The sequence below is a fragment of the Aquitalea pelogenes genome (assembly GCF_001515305.1).
GTDB lineage: Bacteria > Pseudomonadota > Gammaproteobacteria > Burkholderiales > Chromobacteriaceae > Aquitalea > Aquitalea pelogenes.
Map to the genome: position 1 here is coordinate 13,913 of NZ_LNQV01000005.1, position 19,571 is coordinate 33,483.

General features: G+C 62.1%; 12 protein-coding genes, 1 tRNA gene and 1 pseudogene. 4 read left to right on the top strand and 10 right to left on the bottom strand.

Translation table 11 applies throughout. The features are described from left to right. Window positions 1-101 precede the first annotated feature (101 nt). The 4 genes and pseudogenes from AWT75_RS03105 to rplU all read right to left on the bottom strand — a co-directional run bounded on the left by AWT75_RS03105 (window position 102) and on the right by rplU (window position 3,232). Window positions 102-881, bottom strand: coding sequence for an ABC transporter substrate-binding protein (locus AWT75_RS03105; RefSeq protein WP_062787219.1), 780 nt, complete (start codon window positions 879-881; stop codon window positions 102-104). Window positions 882-1,286: 405 nt separating this feature from the next. Beyond that, window positions 1,287-2,487: pseudogene (obgE, locus tag AWT75_RS03110) on the bottom strand (GTPase ObgE). 145 nt (window positions 2,488-2,632) lie between these two features. Further along, window positions 2,633-2,908: a 50S ribosomal protein L27 gene (rpmA, locus tag AWT75_RS03115; protein WP_045847787.1), complete on the bottom strand. Its 276-nt coding sequence runs from the start codon at window positions 2,906-2,908 to the stop codon at window positions 2,633-2,635. Between the two features lie 12 nt (window positions 2,909-2,920). Then, window positions 2,921-3,232, bottom strand: coding sequence for a 50S ribosomal protein L21 (gene rplU, locus AWT75_RS03120; protein ID WP_045847786.1), 312 nt, complete (start codon window positions 3,230-3,232; stop codon window positions 2,921-2,923). Between the two features lie 194 nt (window positions 3,233-3,426). Between rplU and ispB the strand changes: the two genes are divergently transcribed. Both ispB and AWT75_RS03130 read left to right on the top strand, forming a co-directional pair. After that, window positions 3,427-4,395: an octaprenyl diphosphate synthase gene (gene ispB / locus AWT75_RS03125; protein ID WP_082695921.1), complete on the top strand. Its 969-nt coding sequence runs from the start codon at window positions 3,427-3,429 to the stop codon at window positions 4,393-4,395. Window positions 4,396-4,406: 11 nt separating this feature from the next. Continuing rightward, window positions 4,407-4,481 (top strand) — tRNA-Arg (locus AWT75_RS03130). A gap of 95 nt (window positions 4,482-4,576) precedes the next feature. Here the strand turns inward: AWT75_RS03130 and AWT75_RS03135 are convergent. Both AWT75_RS03135 and AWT75_RS03140 read right to left on the bottom strand, forming a co-directional pair. Further along, window positions 4,577-5,002, bottom strand: coding sequence for a hypothetical protein (locus AWT75_RS03135; protein WP_062787223.1), 426 nt, complete (start codon window positions 5,000-5,002; stop codon window positions 4,577-4,579). A gap of 445 nt (window positions 5,003-5,447) precedes the next feature. Beyond that, a complete protein-coding gene (locus AWT75_RS03140) occupies window positions 5,448-7,541 on the bottom strand; it encodes an acyltransferase family protein (protein ID WP_082695922.1) in 2,094 nt (697 codons plus the stop codon). Between the two features lie 352 nt (window positions 7,542-7,893). On the opposite strand from AWT75_RS03140, the gene AWT75_RS03145 reads away from it, so the two are divergent. After that, window positions 7,894-9,621 (top strand): Na/Pi cotransporter family protein, encoded by a 1,728-nt coding sequence (locus AWT75_RS03145; RefSeq protein WP_062787231.1) that lies wholly within the window; start codon window positions 7,894-7,896, stop codon window positions 9,619-9,621. An 88-nt stretch (window positions 9,622-9,709) separates the two neighbouring features. Beyond that, entirely contained in the window at window positions 9,710-10,567 is an 858-nt protein-coding gene (locus AWT75_RS03150) for a formyltransferase family protein (RefSeq protein ID WP_062787234.1), read from the top strand. A 77-nt stretch (window positions 10,568-10,644) separates the two neighbouring features. Here AWT75_RS03150 and AWT75_RS03155 read toward each other — a convergent pair whose 3' ends face one another. Genes AWT75_RS03155 through AWT75_RS03170 form a run of 4 tightly spaced genes read right to left on the bottom strand, consistent with a single transcriptional unit; the run spans window position 10,645 to window position 19,516 of the window. Further along, on the bottom strand, window positions 10,645-12,030 hold the full coding sequence (locus tag AWT75_RS03155) for an efflux transporter outer membrane subunit (protein ID WP_062787237.1): 1,386 nt from the start codon (window positions 12,028-12,030) through the stop codon (window positions 10,645-10,647). Window positions 12,031-12,035: 5 nt separating this feature from the next. Then, window positions 12,036-15,137 carry a multidrug efflux RND transporter permease subunit gene (locus AWT75_RS03160; protein ID WP_062787241.1) on the bottom strand — a complete coding sequence of 1,034 codons (3,102 nt, stop codon included), beginning with the start codon at window positions 15,135-15,137 and terminating at the stop codon, window positions 12,036-12,038. Beyond that, window positions 15,134-18,241, bottom strand: a complete 3,108-nt coding sequence (locus AWT75_RS03165; RefSeq protein ID WP_062787245.1) for an MdtB/MuxB family multidrug efflux RND transporter permease subunit — start codon at window positions 18,239-18,241, stop codon at window positions 15,134-15,136. The genes AWT75_RS03160 and AWT75_RS03165 overlap by 4 nt, the downstream gene beginning before the upstream one ends. Window positions 18,242-18,256: 15 nt before the next feature. Further along, window positions 18,257-19,516: an MdtA/MuxA family multidrug efflux RND transporter periplasmic adaptor subunit gene (locus tag AWT75_RS03170; RefSeq protein WP_062787248.1), complete on the bottom strand. Its 1,260-nt coding sequence runs from the start codon at window positions 19,514-19,516 to the stop codon at window positions 18,257-18,259. Window positions 19,517-19,571 lie beyond the last annotated feature (55 nt).

Consider the following 19,571-nt stretch of genomic DNA (forward strand, 5'->3'; position numbering starts at 1 on the left):
AGCGGACGTAACAGTGGGTGTTACGCATCTCCTCCGCAGCCGTGATGAAAACGCGCCCCGCTGATATCACCGGGGCGCGGTGCTTCCGTCAGTGTTACGACTTATTTGCCGTATACATCAAACGTGAAGTATTTCTTTTCGATTTTCTTGTAGGTGCCGTCTTTCAGCATGCCGGCAATCGCCTTGTCGATGGCAGCTTTCAGATCGGTATCTTCCTTGCGCAGGCCGATGCCGGCACCGGTACCCAGGGTTTTCGGGTCGTTCAGGTTGCCGCCGGCGAAGGCAAAGCCCTTGCCTTCCGGCTTTTTCAGGAAGCCTTCGTCAGCCTGGATGGCGTCTTGCAGGGAAGCGTCCAGACGACCGGATGCCAGGTCAGCCAGCACCAGGCTCTGGTTCTGGTACGGAACCACTTCTACACCGCCCGGTGCCCAGTGGGCCTTGGCGTAAGCTTCCTGGATGGTGCCTTGCTCAACACCAACGCGCTTGCCCTTCAGGGAAGCGGCAGTCGGCTGCAGGCCGGAACCAGCCTTGGCAACCATGCGGGTCGGGGTATTGAACAGCTTGGCGGAGAAGTTGATTTCTTTCAGACGTGCTTCGTTGATGGACATGGAGGACAGCACGCCATCAAATTTCTTGGCCTTCAGGGCCGGGATCATGCCGTCGAAGTCGTTTTCCACCCATACACACTTGGCTTTCAGGCGTGCACAGATTTCATTGCCCAGGTCGATGTCAAAACCCACCAGCTGGCCATTCGGGGCCTTGGACTCGAACGGAGCATAGCTGGCATCAACGCCAAAACGGACTTCTTTCCAGTCTTTGGCAAATGCGCCAAAAGAAGTGGCCATCAGTGCCAGAGAAACGGCGGTAATCACTTTTCTCATCAAACTTCTCCTTACTGCTTGGTTTTATTGTTCACACCATGCCGGGCAGCCCCTGCCACCGCAACATACCGATACGCTGTAATCGGCTCGCCTGCCTTGTGGGCGGGTCAAACCGACTGGCAGCAATGGTTATATGAATAGCGCAAATTGTCCAGAAGCACGACTCCGGATACAGGATAAATAACGCATCCGCCCTGACCGGAGAGGACAGCAGATCAAGGCTGGGCCGATTTCTGGAAGATCAAGTCGCATTCGATTGTATTCTTGAGTACAAAATACAACAAACCCACGTAAAACTACGTAGCGTATTTTGCAGTGCGACATCAAATTTTCAAAGTGCAACCGTGCAATAGACGAAAAAAAGCCGGTTTCTTCTGAAAACCGGCTTTTGGGACAGTGTCTGGCTTAGTTTTCTTCGCCAGCCGCCTTGGCAGCAGCGGCAGCTGCCTTGGCGGCTTCAGCCGCTTCCAGCTGGGCGCGGGCCGCGGCCTTGCGGGCCAGGCGTGCTTCTTCGGCCTGACGTTCGGCCTCTTCAGCAGCAGCACGGGCGCGGGCACGCATGATGCGCAGATAGTTATCAATCGCGCGCACCAGCTCACGGGTGCCTTCGTGGGTCAGCGCAGAAATGGCAAACACGCGCGGGGTGTCGACATCAAACGCCAGGCTGTCGTCCGGTTGGGTCTTGGGCCAGCCATAGGCTTCCAGGAAGGCGCTTACCGTCAGGTCGCGCTCTTCTTCCGGCAGCATGTCCAGCTTGTTCAGCACCAGCCAGCGCGGCTTGCCGTGCAGTTCGGCATCGTATTTTTCCAGCTCGGCCACGATGGCGCGTGCTTCGCGTACCGGGTCGACATCCGGGTCGAACGGGGCGATATCCACGATGTGCAACAGCAGGCCGGTACGTTGCAAATGCTTGAGGAAGCGATGACCCAGGCCAGCGCCTTCGGCAGCACCTTCAATCAGCCCCGGAATATCGGCAATCACGAAGCTGCTGGTATCGTCCATGCGCACCACACCCAGGTTGGGGTGCAGGGTGGTAAACGGGTAGTCCGCCACCTTGGGGCGCGCGGCCGATACCGAGCGGATGAAGGTGGACTTGCCGGCGTGGCATGCCCAACAGGCCCACGTCCGCCAGCACTTTCAGTTCCAGCTTCAGCGTGCGCTGTTCGCCCTCTTCACCCGGCGTGCTCTGACGCGGCGCGCGGTTGGTGGACGACTTGAAGTGGATATTGCCCAGGCCACCCTTGCCGCCACGGGCAATCATCACGCGCTGGCCGTGATGGGTGAGGTCGGCCACCAGCTCGCCGGTGTCGTGGTCGGTAATCACCGTGCCCACCGGCATGTGCAGTTCGATATCGTCACCGCCCTTGCCGTAGCAATCGGCACCACGGCCACGCTCGCCGTGCTGCGCCAGGTATTTCTTGACGAAACGGTATTCCACCAGGGTATTCACGTTTTCGTCTGCCACGGCAAACACGCTGCCACCCTTGCCACCATCGCCACCGTCCGGGCCGCCAAACGGCACGTACTTTTCGCGACGGAAACTGGCGGCACCATTGCCGCCCTTGCCCGCAAACACTTCGATACGGGCTTCGTCGATAAACTTCATACATCCTCCTTGAGGAGTCAGGCGTCAAGGTTGCATCCGGCAACCAGCCCTCACGCCTTGCCCCTCGTCTGGCCCGCCAGATGGCAAGCCGGATAAAAAAAAGCCCTATCTCACAGGATAGGGCTTTCTTGTCTGCAGAAAGCGATTATTCGCCGTCTACACCGGTGTACGGTACCACGGTAACGATCTTGCGTTGCAGAGCACCCTTAACGGTGAACTGAACATAGCCGTCAACCTTGGCAAACAGGGTGTGATCCTTGCCCTGACCAACATTTTCACCAGCGTGGAAACGGGTACCACGCTGACGAACAATAATGGAACCTGCCGGAATCAGTTCGCCACCGTAAGCCTTAACGCCCAGGCGTTTGGCTTCGGAGTCACGACCGTTGCGGGAGCTACCGCCTGCTTTTTTGTGTGCCATGACTGTTTATCCTTACTTCGAAATCGCGTCGATGCGGATTTCGGTGAAGTTCTGACGATGACCCTGATGCTTCTGGTAGTGCTTGCGACGACGCATCTTGAAGATACGTACCTTGTCGCCACGACCGTGGGAAACAACAGTAGCCGTAACGGTGGCACCTGCAACCAGCGGGGCGCCTACAACAACCTGTTCACCGTCAGCGACCATCAGCACTTCTTCGAGTACGATTTGGCTGTCGACGTCTGCAGGTATCTGTTCTACTTTGAGTTTTTCACCGATGGCAACCTTGTACTGCTTGCCGCCGGTTTTTATGACCGCATACATTCGCATAGCTCCTAAAGAGGGAATCTTCCCCGCATCACGCGAAGAAGAACGCGAAACTATACGCAGAGTGCAAAAAGTTGTCAATAATTTCATCAGTTTAGCCCCGCAACAAAGGTGGGCATGGCTGGCTGCATGGCTTTTCTGGTAACATTCCGCGCTTCTGGCTCCGCTAACACCAACATCTGGCTAAAACCGTGTCCACCCCGCTATTCCGCACCCTGATCGCTGAAGACATGCAGACCGTAGACCGCGTCATCCGCGCACGCCTGCACTCCGATGTAGTTCTCATCCGCCAGGTGGCGGAATACATCATCACCGCCGGCGGCAAACGCCTGCGCCCGGTACTGACCCTGCTGTCCGGCAAGGCACTGGGTTATGAAGGCGACCATCTGTACGAACTGGCGGCAATGATCGAATTCATTCACACCGCCACCTTGCTGCACGATGACGTGGTGGACGAATCCGACATGCGCCGTGGCCGCGAAACCGCCAATGCCCTGTTCGGCAATGCCGCCAGCGTGCTGGTGGGTGACTTCCTGTACACCCGCGCCTTCCAGATGATGGTGACCACCAACAACATGCAGATCCTGCAGGTGATGGCCGAAGCCACCAACATCATCGCCGAAGGCGAAGTGCTGCAACTGTTGAATATCGGCAATACCGAACTGTCCGAACAGGACTACCTGCAAGTCATCCAGTACAAGACCGCCAAGCTGTTTGAAGCCGCCGCCCGCGTGGGCGCGCTGATTGCAAACGGCAGCGACGCCCAGGTCAAGGCACTGGCCGACTACGGCATGTACCTGGGCACCGCCTTCCAGATCATCGACGACGTGCTGGACTACAGCGGCGACGCCGACACCATCGGCAAGAGCCTGGGTGACGACCTGGCCGAAGGCAAGGCCACCCTGCCCTTGATCTACACCATGCGCCAAGGCCCCGCCACCGCTGCCGACGTAGTGCGCCAGGCACTGGAAAACGCCAGCCGCGACCGTTTCCACGATGTATTGGCTGCGGTACAATCCTGCGGCGCGCTGGACTACGCCAAAAACGAAGCCATCAAAGCCGCCGAACAAGCCGTGGCCGCCATTGCCGACCTGCCGGACACCCCGGTGAAACAGGCACTGGTAGAACTGGCCCGCCTGTCGGTGGACCGCAACGCCTGATCCGGATTTAGGTCTCCGTAGTTAAATGGATATAACGGCCCCCTCCTAAGGGGCAGTTACAGGTTCGATTCCTGTCGGGGGCACCACTTGCACTGCACTGTGCATTCATAAAAATCCACAAAGCCGCATCCTGTAAAGGCATGCGGCTTTTTTTTATGTATTGCTCTACAGCAGTCAGCTGTCATTGCAAGCGTTCAGTCATCCCGCCCCAAATTGCTTCCCCTCTCCCTGTCCACCGCCCGTACCGCATCGCGGTCCGGATATTCGCCGATGCGCACCAGCCGGGCATGATGGCGGCGCGGCTGCGGCCCAGCTTCTCTGCCAGATCTGCACTGGTGACGGTGCTGGAAGTTTCCCACAGCGCACTCAGCCGGTTGTCTTCGGCAATGCTCCAGCGCTCGCCAGCGCGGCTGTGACCGGGGCGGACCGGGGCAGATGGCGGAACGGGCTGGGAGGCGTGCTGCTTGCTTACCCTTTTGAGCTGCTGGTAGTAGATGGCGCGGGCCTGATCCAGCGCCGGGTCTTTCGGGGTGTGCAAGGCCTGGCCACGGTGTAGCGGGTCCTGGCCCAGTATCAGTTGTTCGACGATTTCCAGTTCCCGGAGCATGGTGTGGCCCTCTCTATGTTTCCGGCGTGGTCCTGCTTGCCGAAGCTGGCAACGCTGCGCTTGATGATGCAAGTATGGCGGGCTTGTTGGCTTGCGGTCCATTCTTGCACTGGGGCGATTGATTCTTGGCCTTGGTAGTGCATGAACCGGCCCGGGATGCCGAAATGCAGAGTGAGCTAAGCAACTATGCCGCCAATGCGGCCACACAGCACAAAGCCGCCATCACTGGCGGCTTTCAGGCTGCTGACCAGCTTATCCGTTGCGCTTGCATTGGCCCAGGCCAAGCCGGGCCTGCCGACCAAGTAATTGATCCCGCAGCCTGTCTATCTCATCCCAATCCCCCCGCCCTTACCCTGTAAGGGTGCCTCGCTTTTCTTTCAGAAAGCGAGAGGGGGTTTGCAAGCCGCCATCACTGGCGGCTTTGTCTTGATCAGGGCGGATGACTTCAGGGTTTGGCCAGCGGCTGCAAGGCCCAGTCGAATACCGGTTTGAAATCGGCCGCCATGGAACGGGCCATGCTGGCGGTGATGTGGTTTTTGTCCTGATAGCGGATGTGGCCGTTCTGGCTGGCGTAGCAGGTGGTGGCATCACAGAAATGGTCGAAACCATCCCAGATACGCACATTGGAGGCCTGACTGGCCACCTTGCGCAGCATGGCCACCACGTCGGCGCGTTCTGCCTCGGCTTGCTGGCGACTGACATTACAGGCGGCGGCTCCCAGCCGTATCACGCACTCTGGCGGCGAGCGCTGCATTTCCGGCTCCGGCAACACCAGCACCAGCTTCAGCCCCAGTTGCTGCAGGTAAGCGGCATTGTGCTGTAGCGCCTGTTGCAGCACGGCCAGCGAGGTGGCGCGGTCCAGCGGTGCCACGCCCACCTGTTTGTCCCACACGCTGTCCGGCATGCCGTTCTGTCCGGCAGCCAGCACGGCAATGCTGTTTTCACCCGGTTTGTTGAGTGCGGCATAGCCGCTCCAGCGCACATTCATCAGCACGCCGCTGACGCCCTGTTGTTTGAGCTGCGGCAGTTCGTCCCGCACCGCACGGGAAAAGTTGGTGCACCAGGTGCGCAGCTTGCCCTCACCCACCGGGGTGACATCCGGCAGTGGCGGGCAGCCGTGGTACACCCGGCGCAGGATGGCAATATGCTGTTGCTGCGCCAGGGTTTCATACAGCGGCATCAGGTGGTCGGTGTGCGAATCGCCCCAGGCCAGCAGCCTGACCGGGCCGTTGCGCTGTCCTTCCACGCACTGCGCCACCGGCGACAAGGGCAGGCCGTCCTTGGGCATGGCGCAATTGCCGTGCATGACCATGGCGTCACCCTTGGCTTGCAATAGTGCCTGATGGCCGGACCACGGTGCGCGTGGCAACAGGAACATGGCCACATTGCCCAGCAGCCACATGCCCACGATCATGCCAAAACCGCTCCACAGCGTGGCCTTGGTGGCGGTGAAGGCGCGCAGTTTTTTCTGGCGGATGGGTTGCTCGACATAGCGATAGCTCAGCCAGGCCAGCAGCAAGGCCAGTACGCCGCCCAGCAGCAGGTCGCGCGGCAGGCTGCGCTCACCCAGGCCCCAGTAGCGGCCCAGCGCCAGCAGCGGCCAGTGCCACAGGTAAAAACCGTAGGAGAGGATGCCGATGTCGGTCCAGGGCCGACGCGCAGCCAGGCGGCTGACGGCATTGTCCGCATTCAGCTGGCCTCCCAGCAGGAACAGCACACTGCCCAGCACCGGCAACAGCACGATGACACCAGGGAACACCATGGTTTCGTTCAGGCCCAGCACCGCGCCCAGCAACAACAGCAAACCGGTGCCACTGGCTACGCCAGCATGCGCTTTCCAGCCTGCGGGCACGGGGGTGATGGCCAGCAGCGCACCGGCGGCGAATTCCCAGGCGCGGGTGGGCATCAGGTAAAAGGCGCGCGGGGTTTCGTGATAGGACAGCCACAGGCAGTAAGCGAGCGAGGCGACAAAAATCAGCCACAGCAAGGGAGGCAGGCTGCGCGCCACCTTGTCCGGCTGACGGCCATTCAGGCGGTACAGCCCCCACATGATGAAGGGCCAGGCCAGGTAATACTGTTCTTCCACCGCCAGCGACCAGGTGTGCAGCATGACGGTGAGGTCGGACGCGGAATTGAAATAATCAAACGCATGCTGGAGGAAGTGCAGGTTGGCCGACAGCAATGCCACGCCGCGGATTTCCCGGCCCAGCTTGTTCTGGTCGTCCGGCAACAGCACAAAGTAGGACAGCAGCAACACCACGCACACCATCAGCAACAGCGCCGGGCCCAGGCGGCGAAAACGCCGGGCATAGAAGGCCTTGAAGTCGATGCGACCCTGGCTGATGAGCTCCTGCCGCAGCAAGCCGCTGATCAGGAAGCCGGAAATGACGAAAAAGATATCCACCCCGACAAAGCCGCCGCCAAAACCCGGCACGCCGATGTGAAACAGCACCACGGCCAGCACGGCCAGCGCACGCAGGCCATCGATATCGGGACGGTAACTGCCAGCATTCACGCTGGAGGAAGGACGAAGAGACATGGAAGGCCTGGCACCCGGGAGACGGCATCGGATGGATGCAGCGCAACAGGTGGCTATCTGTGGATAAAGAGCCGCCCATTGTATAGCGGGCGCGCATGCGTCAAAGCACGGCGCAGCTTGGTGTTGCACTGCAAAGTCCACATGGCGCTTGTGTGGTGGGTGAGGTATACCGAAATCAGTTGCCGGCACGGCTTTTGCTACGGATTTACACAAGAACAGGTCGCCTGCTGGCGGATTTTGCCGGTTGACCCCTCCTACACTGGCAGGATGTCAGCCGGGCCGCCGCCCACTGGTCAGCTACAGCACGCCTGCTGCGGGCTGACGCAGGCAGCACATCGTCGGGGAGAACAATATGGTGACTTCCATCCTGCTGGACCTGATGGGAGGCGTGGCGCTATTGCTGTGGGGCCTGCACATGGTGCACAGCGGCATCGTGCGCGCCTTTGGTGCCAGCCTGCGCCGGGTCATGGCCACGGTATTGCGCACCCGCCTGCAGGCCTTTCTGGCCGGGCTGGGCATTACCGCCCTGCTGCAAAGCAGCACTGCCACCGCGCTGATGCTGTCATCGTTTTCTGCCTCCGGCATGGTGGAGCTGGCCCCGGCGCTGGCGGTGATGCTGGGGGCCAATGTCGGCACCACGCTGATTGTGCAGCTGCTGTCGTTTGACTCCTCCGCCATCTCGCCCTTGTTGCTGGTGCTGGGTGTGGTGGCTTTCAAGCGCAGCAGTGATGCCCGGGGGCGTGACCTGGGCCGGGTGGCCATTGGCCTGGGCTTGATGCTGCTGTCGCTGCACTTGCTGCTCACCAGCCTGGCGCCGGCGGAAAACGCGCCGCTGGTGCGCGAAATCCTGTCGGCCATTACCGGCGAGCCGCTGCTTACCCTGCTGCTGGGCGCAGTGCTGACCTGGCTGGCGCATTCCAGTGTGGCCACAGTCTTGCTCACCATGTCGCTGGCCTATTCCGGCTTCATTCCGCCACTGGCCGCCTGTGCGCTGATTCTGGGTGCCAATCTGGGCAGCGCGCTCAACCCCTTCATCGAAGGTTTGTCCAGCAGCAATCCGGCGCACCGCCGACTGCCGGCGGGTAATCTGCTCACCCGGCTGGCAGGCTGTGCGCTGTTCCTGCCCTTGCTGGACCCGTTGCTGGGCTGGCTGGGCCAGCTGGAGGACAATCCGGCGCGGCTGGCAGCGGACTTCCACACCCTGTTCAATGTGGTGGTGGCGCTGGTTTTCCTGCCGCCCATCCAGCCCTTGTCGCGCTTGCTGTGCCGCTGGCTGCCGGACAGCAAGGCCGCGGATGACCCGGCGCAACCGCTGTATCTGGATGCCAGCGTACAGGGCACGCCCAGCGTGGCGCTGGCCTGTGCCGCCCGCGAGGCCCTGCACATGGGCGATATCGTGGAAACCATGCTGCGCGAATCCATGCAGGTGTTGCTGGGCAATGACCGCAAGCTGGCACTGGCGGTTTCGCAACGCGACAACGCGGTGGACAGCCTGTACGAGGCCATCAAGCTGTACGTGGTGCAGCTGACTCGCGACAGCCTGGATGAGGCCGAAGGGCGGCGGGCGATGGAGATCATGGCCTTGTCGATCAACCTAGAGCATATCGGCGACATCATCGACAAGAACCTGATGGAGCTGGCCAACAAGAAGATCAAGCATCAGCTGCAGTTCTCGCGCGAAGGGGCGCAGGAACTGGAGGCCTTTCACCGCCTGATCATCGACAATCTCAAGCTGTCCTTCTCCGTGTTCCTGACCGGCGACGTCAAGGCGGCACGCCAGTTGCTGGACGAAAAAACCCGGGTGCGCGAACTGGAAATGCAAGCCGCCGAAAGCCATATGGCACGGCTGCGCGAAGGCAGGCTGGAAAGCATGGAAACCAGCTCGCTGCATCTGGATATCCTGCGTGACTTCAAGCGTATCCACTCCCATCTGTGCGCCACAGCCTATCCGGCGCTGGAAGCCAGTGGTCAGCTGCGCCCCAGCCGCCTGCGCAAACCGGCGGTGTCCGCCACACCAGCCAGCAGTGATGGCGCTGGCAGCGTACATCCGGCCCCGCCGCCGTCTGCCGGAGCATGCTGAGCAGATTTGTTAAGGTGTTTGCCAGTCCGGCCCCGACAGGCCGACAAGCTGGTATATCTGTCAGCCTGATTCACGCCCGGATGCCGCCATGCACTTTGCCATTACCCTGACCGACCGCTTCAAGGTGCTGCTGGACCTTGCCTTGCTGGCAGGCTGGCAGCCGTTGAAAATCTTCACCTGCCCGCTGGATGGCAAGATCCACGACAACCGGCAGGTGGTGGAACAGGCGGCCCGGCTGGGCATTCCCGTGCAGCTGTCACCAATGACCGAGGCGGATCTGGCCGCACTGGCCGCCCAGGGCTGCGAAGCCCTGCTGCTGGGCAGCTATGACTGGAAAGTACCGGACTGGCGGCCTTACCTGCCCCGTGCGGTCAACTTCCACCCCTCGCCGCTGCCTGAGGCACGCGGGCCGTTTCCGCTGGTACGCGCCATTCTGGAGCAACGCAGCCAATGGGGGGTGAGCTGCCATGTGGTGGAGCCGCGCTTTGACAGCGGCGCGCTGCTGGATCAGCAACTGTTTGCCCTGAGCCCCGACGAAACCCTGGCCACGCTGGAGTGGAAATGCCAACTGGCACTGGAGCAACTGGGCCGCCGCGTCATCGCGGATTTCACCAGCTTGTGGCAACAGGCCAGGCCGCAAGGAGCTGGCAGCTACTGGCCACGCTGGAGCGATGCCGAGCGCACGCTGAACCTGCGAGGCCCGCTGGACGCCGTCCTGCGCCAGTTGCGCGCCTTTGGCGATATCAACTGCCTGGCCGAGGCCAATGGCGTGGGTTTTGTGGTGCATCGCGCCCACGGCTGGCTGGAGCCACACAGCCACACGCCCGGCACCCTGCTGCGCAGCGTGGACCTGTCCATGCTGTTTGCCGTGCAGGATGGCTATCTGGTGATCAGCGAATGGAGCGTGCAGTCCCCCGGTGCCATCAGCGGCAGAAGGCCGTTCTGAGTCCCCTCAGCCAGCGGCTTGCCTGATACAAAACAGCCCGTCGTGACGGGCTGTTTTTGCGGGAAAAACGGCCAAAGCTACCACTGACCACCGAGCGCAGCAATCAAGGCCACGCTGGCGGTGTACTGGCGGTTTTTCAGGGTCCACAGGCTGTTTTCGGCACTGATGCGGCTGTTTTGTGCGGTCAGCACATTCAGATAACTCACCACCCCGGCGCGATACTGGTTGAGCGCAATGGTTTCCGCCCGCTGCGCCGCGGCCAGTGCCGCTTGCTGGTACTGCATTTCCTCGTCCAACAGTGCCTGGGCCGACAGATTGTCCTCTACCGCCTGAAATGCACTCAGCACGGTCTGGCGGTAGCTGGCCACGCTGGCGTCGTAGCTGGCCACGGCAGCGGCGGTCTGTGCGCGGCGCAAGCCACCGTCAAACAGGGTGAGTGCCAGTTGCGGCCCCACGCTCCAGATACGGTTGGGCAGGCTTACCCAGTCGGCAAAGCTGCTGCTCTTGTAGCCGCCGCTGGCAGTCAGGTTCAGCGTGGGAAAGAACGCTGCCTTGGCAATGCCGATTTCGGCATTGGCCTGTGCCACCGCCCGCTCCGCCGCCGCGATGTCCGGACGGCGCTCCAGCAAGGTGGACGGCAGGCCGGCTGGCAGTTGTGGCAGATGGGGCAGGGTTTTGCTGACCGGCAGCGTGAAGCTGGCCGGGGCCATACCCAGCGAGGCGGCGATGGCGTGCTCCAGCTGGGCACGGCTCAGCTGCTTGTCCACGCGGGCGGCCTGAGCGGTTTTCCAGCTGCTTTCCGCCTGCGCCACGGCATCATCCGACACCATGCCCACGGCAAACTGGTTGCGGGTGAGCTGCAGGGTTTGCAGCAGATTGGCCTCGCTGTCCTGCAATTGCTTGAGCTGCACATCGGCCGCCACCAGTTGCAGGTAGGCAGTAGCCAGCTGGGCCTGGCTGCTCAGGCGGATGGACGCCAGCTGGGCGGCGCTGGCCGCCTCCTTGGCATTGCCCGCCTCCACCGCGCGGCGCACCGTACCCCACAGGTCCACTTCCCAGCTGGCGCTGGCGGACAGATTGTACTGATTGCTGACACTGCCGCCCGCCGTTGTCACCCCGCGGGTTTTGCTGGCGGTGCTGCTGATGGTGGGCCACAGGCTGGCTTCGGCCTGATCCAGCAAGGCGCGGGCATTACGGTAATTGGCCTCGGCCTGGGCAATGGTGGGGCTTTGCCGGTTGAGAGTGTCCATCAGGCTATCGAGCTGCGGGTCCTGATACACCGCCCACCAGTTGCCACGCGGGGCGGCATCTTGCGGGGTGGCGGTTTTCCAGCGGCCGTCTTCCTTGTACGTTGCCGGAATGTCCATCTTGGGCCGGGTATAGTCCGGGCCGATGGCGCAGCCTGCCAGCAGCAGGCTGATCAGGCCGGCCAGTGCCAGCCGGGACGGGGTGAATGCAGACATGCGTGTCATTCCTTGTGTGCGGCAGCAGCCCGGCTGCGCCAGTTGTCACGCCATTGCTGGCACCACAGGCGGAAACGGTCCAGATACAGGTAAACCACCGGCGTGGTGTACAGCGTCAGCAACTGGCTGAGCAGCAGGCCACCGACAATGGAGATGCCCAGCGGGGTGCGCATCTCGGCTCCATCGCCATGCCCCAGTGCCAGCGGCAATGCGCCAAACAGGGCGGCCAGCGTGGTCATCATGATGGGGCGGAAGCGCAGCAGGCAGGCTTGCAGAATGGCATCGTGCGAACTGAGGCCCTGCTCGCGTTCGGCACTGAGGGCAAAGTCGATCATCATGATGGCGTTTTTCTTGACGATGCCGATCAGCAGCAGTACGCCGATCAGCGCGATGATGTTGAATTCGCCACCGGTAGCCAGCAGCGCCAGCAAGGCCCCTACCCCGGCCGACGGCAACGTGGACAGGATGGTGAGCGGATGCACCACGCTTTCATACAGCATGCCCAGCACGATATACACCGCCACCATGGCCGCCAGAATCAGCACCGGCTGGCTGCCCAGCGAATCCTGGAAGGACTTGGCCGTACCCTGGAAGCTGCCGTGTATCGACGATGGCAGGCCGATGTCCGCGGTCGCCTTGTCGATGGCGGCGGTAGCGTCGGACAGCGAACTGCCCGGCGGCAGGTTGAAGGACACGGTGGTGGCAGCAAACTGGCTCTGGTGGTTCACCGCCAGCGCGGTATTGGTGGGCTGCCAGCGGGCAAAGGCCGATAGCGGAATCGGCTGGCCGGTGGTGGTTTGCAGATAGATGCTGCGCAGGCCTTCGGCGCTTTGCCAGAACTGGGGTGCCACTTCCAGCACCACGTGGTACTGGTTGAGCGGGTTGTAGATGGTGGACACCTGGCGCTGGCCGAAAGCGTCGTTCAGCACGGCATCCACTTGCGACTGGGTCAGGCCCAGGCGCGCCATGGCGTCACGGTCGAAGGTGAGCGTGGTTTGCAGGCCCTTGATTTCCTGATCGCTGCTGACATCGGCCAGCATCGGCAGTTTTTGCAGCGCCTGCTGTACCCTGGGCGTCCAGCGGCGCAGCTCTTCCAGATCATCCCCTTGCAGGGTGTACTGGTACTGGGCATTGGCCGCCCGTCCACCCACGCGGATGTCCTGCACCGACTGCAAAAACAACTGCGCCCCCGGCTCGCGCGCCAGCCGCTTGCGCAGGCGGGCAATCACCTGATCGGCCGTTTCCGTGCGCTCGCCCAGCGGCTTGAGGCTGACAAACATATTGGCGGTGTTGCGCTGGCCGCCGCCGGTAAAGCCGATCACCTTGTCCACTGCCGGGTCCTGCCCTACCGCGTCGATAAAGCGTTGCAGCTTTTGCTGCATGGCCTGGAAGGAAATGCTCTGGTCGGCCTTGATCATGCCGGTGAGCCGGCCGGTGTCCTGCTGCGGAAAAAAGCCCTTGGGCACAATCACGTACAGGTAGACATTCAGCGCGATGGTGGCCGCCAGCATCAGCATCATCAGCGGGCCGTGGCGCAGCGCCCAGCCAAGGCTGCGGCGATAGCCGGCCAGCATGGCGTCGAACATGCGCTCGCTCCAGACAAACAGGCGGCCCGGCTTGTGTTCGCCATGGCTTTTCAGCCAGCGCGCACACAACATGGGCGTGGTGGTGAGCGACACCAGCAGCGACACCAGAATGGCCACCGACAGCGTGACGGCAAACTCGCGGAACAGGCGGCCGATGATGCCGCCCATCATCAGGATGGGAATGAACACCGCAATCAGCGAAATGCTCATCGACAGCACGGTAAAGCCCACTTCACGCGCGCCCTGCAGCGCGGCCTGGAAGGGCTTCATGCCGTTTTCGATGTGGCGGGCAATGTTTTCCAGCACCACGATGGTGTCGTCCACCACAAAACCGGTGGCAATGGTCAGCGCCATCAGGCTGAGGTTGTTGAGCGAAAAGCCGCACAGATACATCACGGCAAAAGTGCCCACCAGCGATACCGGCACGGTGATGGCAGGAATGGCGGTGGCGCGGCCATTACGCAAGAACAGGAAGACCACCAGGATGACCAGCGCGATGGAAATCAGCAGCGAGCGCTCCACCTCGGACAGCGAGGCACGAATGGTGGAAGTGCGGTCCATCACCACCTGCATCTTGATGGCAGCGGGAATGGACGCCTGCAACTGCGGCAGCAAGGCCTTCACCCGCTCCACCGTTTCGATGATGTTGGCACCCGGCTGGCGGAACAGGATGATCATCACCGCCGGTTGCTTGCCCAGCAAACCCGCATTGCGCACATCCAGTACCGAATCCTTTACCTCGGCCACGTCGGACAGGCGCACTGCCGCGCCGTTCTTGTAGCTCACCACCAGCGGCAGGTAGTCGCTGGCCTTGCCGGCCTGGTCATTGGCCTGTACCTGCCAGTGACGCTGGCCGTCCTCGACAAAGCCCTTGGGCCGGTTGGCATTGGTACTGGTGATGGCAGCGCGCACCGTTTCCATGCCGATACCGTAATGGTTCAGCTGTAGCGGGTTCATTTCCACCCGCACTGCCGGCTGTGCGCCGCCACCGATATTCACATCGCCAATGCCCTCCACCTGCGCCAGCTTCTGGCCAAGGATGGAGTCGGCGGCATCGTACATCTGGCCGCGGGTGAGCGAGTCCGAGGTCAGGCCGATGATCATGATGGGCGCGTCGGCCGGGTTCACCTTGCGGTAGGTCGGGTTGGACGGCATGCCGGTGGGCAGCAGCGACCGGGCCGCGTTGATGGCTGCCTGTACATCGCGTGCGGCACCGTTGATGTCGCGGTTGAGGTCAAACTGCAAGGTGATGCGGGTGGACGCCAGCGAGCTGGACGAGGTGATTTCCGTCACCCCGGCAATACGCCCCAGCGCCCGCTCCAGCGGGGTGGCCACGGTGGACGCCATGGTTTCCGGGCTGGCACCGGGCAGCTTGGCACTGACCGAGATGGTGGGAAAATCCACCTGCGGCAAGGGCGACACCGGCAGCAGCTTGAAGGCGAGAAAGCCCGCCAGCAGGATGGCCAGCGTCAGCAGCGTGGTGGCAATGGGCCGCCGGATAAAGGGCGCGGACGGAATCATGCCTCGGCCTCTGCCTGGTCATCGTCAGCGGCATGGCCTGGACGCCGCCAGCGCCGGGCCAGCCGGTCGAAGGCCAGATAAATCACCGGGGTGGTAAACAGCGTCAGCACCTGGCTGACCAGCAACCCGCCCACCATGGTGACACCCAGCGGCGAGCGCAATTCAGACCCCATGCCACTGCCCAGCATCAGCGGCAGCGCACCCAGCAGCGCCGCCATGGTGGTCATCAGGATGGGACGGAAGCGCAGCAAACAGGCCTGGTAGATGGCATCGCGCGGGCTCATGCCCTGCTCGCGCTCGGCCTCCAGCGCAAAGTCGATCATCATGATGGCGTTTTTCTTGACGATGCCGATCAGCAGGATGATGCCGATGATGGCAATCACCGACAGGTCGTTGCCGGACACCAGCAAGGCCAGCAGGGCACCGATACCGGCCGAGGGTAGCGTCGACAGGATGGTGATGGGGTGGATATAGCTCTCGTACAGCACCCCCAGCACGATATACATGGTGATGATGGCCGCCAGGATCAGCCACAGCGTGTTGCTGAGTGAAGCCTGAAAGGCCAGCGCCGCGCCCTGGAATCTGGTATCCAGGCTGGCCGGCATGCCCAGCTCGGCTTCAGCCTGACGGATGGCCTCCACCGCCGGGCCCAGTGCCGCGCCCTTGGCCAGGTTGAACGAGATGGTGGTGGTGGGGAACTGCCCCAGATGGTTGATGGTGAGCGCGGTCGGGCGCTGCTCGATGCTGGCCACCGTATCCAGCGGCACCGGGCCGCCACTGGCGGTGGGCACGTAGATGCCCTTGAGCGACAGCGGGCCTTGCTGGTTCTGCGCGTCCACTTCCAGCACCACGCGGTACTGGTTGGTCTGGGTGAAGATGGTGGAAATCAGCCGCTGGCCAAAAGCGTCGTACAGCGCATTGTCGATGGCTGCGGTGGTGACGCCCAGCCGGGCGGCGGTATCGCGGTTGATGTTGACATAGGCTTGCAGGCCCTTGTCCTGCAAGTCGCTGGCCACATCCGCCAGTTGCGGCAGCTGGTTCAGCTTGTGCACCAGCTTGGGCACCCATTGCGACAGGTCGTCGGGATTGGTGGCCTGCAGGGTGAACTGGTACTGGGTGCGGCTGACACGGGTATCGATGGACAAATCCTGCACCGGCTGCAAATACAGCGACATGCCCGGCACGCTGGCGGCACTTTGTTGCAGGCGGGCCAGCACGGTGCGGATGTCATCACGTTCGCCCTTGGGCTTGAGGTTGATTTGCAGGCGGCCGCTGTTGAGCGAGGCATTATTGCCATCCACCCCGATGAAGGACGACAGGCTGTCCACCGCCGGGTCTTTCAGCAAGGCCTGGGCCAGTTGTTCCTGCTTCTGCGCCATGGCGCTGAAAGAAATACTCTGCGCCGCCTCGCTGCTGCCCATGATGGCGCCGGTGTCCTGCAAAGGGAAAAAGCCCTTGGGCACCGCCACATACAGCAGCACGGTGAGCAGCAAGGTGCCCAGTGCCACCAGCAGGGTGAGCTTTTGCCGTTCCAGCACCCAGCCCAGCATCTGGCCGTAACGGGCAATGATGCGGTCGAAGAAAGCCCCGCTGGCATGGTAGAAACGGCCCTGTTTTTCTTCCGGCACATGCTTGAGCAGACGCGCGCACATCATCGGTGTCAGGGTGAGCGAGATGAAAGCCGAAATCAGGATGGACACCGCCAGCGTGATGGCAAACTCACGGAACAGCCGCCCCACCACATCGCCCATGAACAGCAGCGGAATCAGCACCGCAATCAGCGAGAAAGTGAGCGAGATGATGGTAAAGCCAATCTGCTGCGAGCCCTTTAGCGCCGCCGCCATCGGTTTTTCGCCTTCCTCGATGTAGCGGGCAATGTTCTCGATCATCACGATGGCATCGTCCACCACAAAGCCGGTGGCAATGGTGAGCGCCATCAGGGTGAGGTTGTTGATGGAAAAACCGGTGAGGTACATCACGCCAAACGTCCCCACCAGCGACAGCGGCACCGCCACGGCAGGAATGATGGTGGCCGGCACAATGCGCAGGAACACGAAAATCACCATCACCACCAGGCCGATAGCCAGCATCAGTTCAAACTCGACATCCTCCACCGAGGCACGGATGGTGACGGTGCGGTCGCTCAGCACCTTCACATCCACCGCGCCGGGCAAGGTGGATTGCAATTGCGGCAGCAAGGCCTTGATGCGGTCGGTCACCTGGATGACATTGGCCCCCGGCTGACGCTGCACATTCAGGATGATGGACGGCGTCGTACCAGCCCAGGCTGCCAGCCGCATGTTTTCTGCCGCATCAACGACCTTGGCCACATCGCGCAAGCGCACCGCTGCGCCGTTCTGGTAAGCGATGATGACGTTCTGGTATTCCTCGGCCGACTTCAGCTGGTCGTTGCCATCCACGGTGGAGGCTTGCTGCGGGCCGTCAAAACTGCCCTTGGCTTGGTTCACATTGGCATTGCTGATGGCAGTGCGGATGTCCTCCAGTGTCAGGCCACGCGCGGCCAGTGCCTTGGGATTGCTCTGGATGCGCACCGCAGGTCGCTGGCCGCCGCTGAGGCTGACCAGCCCCACGCCCGGCACTTGCGACAGCTTTTGCGCCAGCCGGGTATCCACCAGGTCTTCCAGCTTGGTCAGCGGCAGCGTGTCCGAGCTGACCGCGATGGTGAGAATCGGCGTATCCGCCGGGTTCACCTTGCTGTAGATCGGCGGATTGGGCAGATCGCTGGGCAACAGGTTACCCGCCGCGTTGATGGCGGCCTGCACTTCCTGTTCGGCCACATCCAGCGTCAATTCCAGGCTGAACTGCAAGGTAATCACCGATGCCCCGCCCGAGCTGGTGGACGACATCTGGGTCAGCCCCGGCATCTGGCCGAACTGACGCTCCAGTGGCGCGGTAATGGACGAGGTGATCACTTCCGGGCTGGCACCGGGGTATTGGGTCACCACCTGGATGGTGGGATAGTCCACCTCGGGCAGGGCCGATACCGGCAGCAGCTTCCAGGCCACCAGACCGGTAAGCAGGATGGCCAGCATCAGCAAGGTGGTGGCCACCGGCCGCAGGATAAAGGGACGTGAAGGGTTCATGCCGTCATCCCGCGATTAGTTGGCGGCAGAGGCGTGCTGGCGCTGGCCGCCCCAGCTGCCACTGGCGGCATGCGGCTTGCCCCGGCCCTTGCCTTTGCCATTTCCATCGGCTGCATTCTGCATGGCCCGGTCGATCACCTTGATCTGCGCACCTTCACGCAGCTTGTCCAGGCCATCCACCACCACTTTCTGACCGGGCTTCACGCCTTCTTCAATAATGGTGTTGTCGCCGGATACCGCACCGGTTTTCACCTTGCTGATGCTGACGGTCTGGTCCGGATTCACCGTGTAGACATAGCTGCCCACCTTGCCCTGCTGCAAGGCCACGCTGGGGACTACGATTGCGTCGGGCTGGTCGCCCAATTGCAGGTGCACATTGACAAACTGGTTGGGGAACAAGACGGCATCCGCATTGGCAAAGCGCGCCTTCAGGTTCACCGTGCCGGTGGTGGTGCTCAGCTGGTTGTCGATGGCCAGCAGCTCGCCATCGGCCAGCTTGTGGCGGTTGTCACGGTCCCAGGCTTCCACCTGCAATTTGCCCTTGGCGGCACGCGCAGCGGTCAGCACCTGGCCAAGGCTGGTTTCCGGCACGGCAAACAACACATTGATGGGCTGGGTCTGGGTAATCACCACCACGCCGTTGCTGTCGCTGGAGTGCACGATATTGCCCAGGTCCACCTGACGCAGGCCGACACGGCCGGACAAGGGCGCGGTGATGCGGCTGTAATCCAGTTGCAGACGGGCGGTGGCCACGGCGCCCTGATCCAGCTTCACCGTACCCTGATACTGGGCCACCAGCGCCTGCTGGGTATCCACCTGCTGCTTGGCAATGGAGTTCTGCGCCAGCAGCTGCTGGTAACGGGTGAGGTCCAGCCTGGCGTTTTGCAGCAGTGCCTGGTCGCGCATCAGCTGGCCTTCGGCCTGAGTCAGCGCAGCCTGAAAGGGACGCGGGTCCAGTTCGGCCAGCAGCTGGCCTTTCTGTACCAGCTGACCCTCCTCAAAATGCAGGGCCATCAACTGGCCATCCACCCGGCTGTGCACCGTCACCGTATTGGTGGCGGTCACCGTGCCCAGGGCCCCCAGCTGCAAGGGCGCATCCTGCTGCATCACCGGGGCCACCGCCACGGCTACCGGGCTGCCACCGCGCTTGGGTGCGGCTGCATCCGGTGCGGCACTGCGGTGACTGCTCCACCACCAGCCACCAGCCGCCAGTGCCAGCAGTAACAGGGAAACATTGCGCAAGGTATGGGTGGATTTGGCAGGAGCGGCAGACATATTGGTTTTCCGGGAAAGGAGCAGCTTAAATTGTCAGCGGAGTCAGGATCGACAA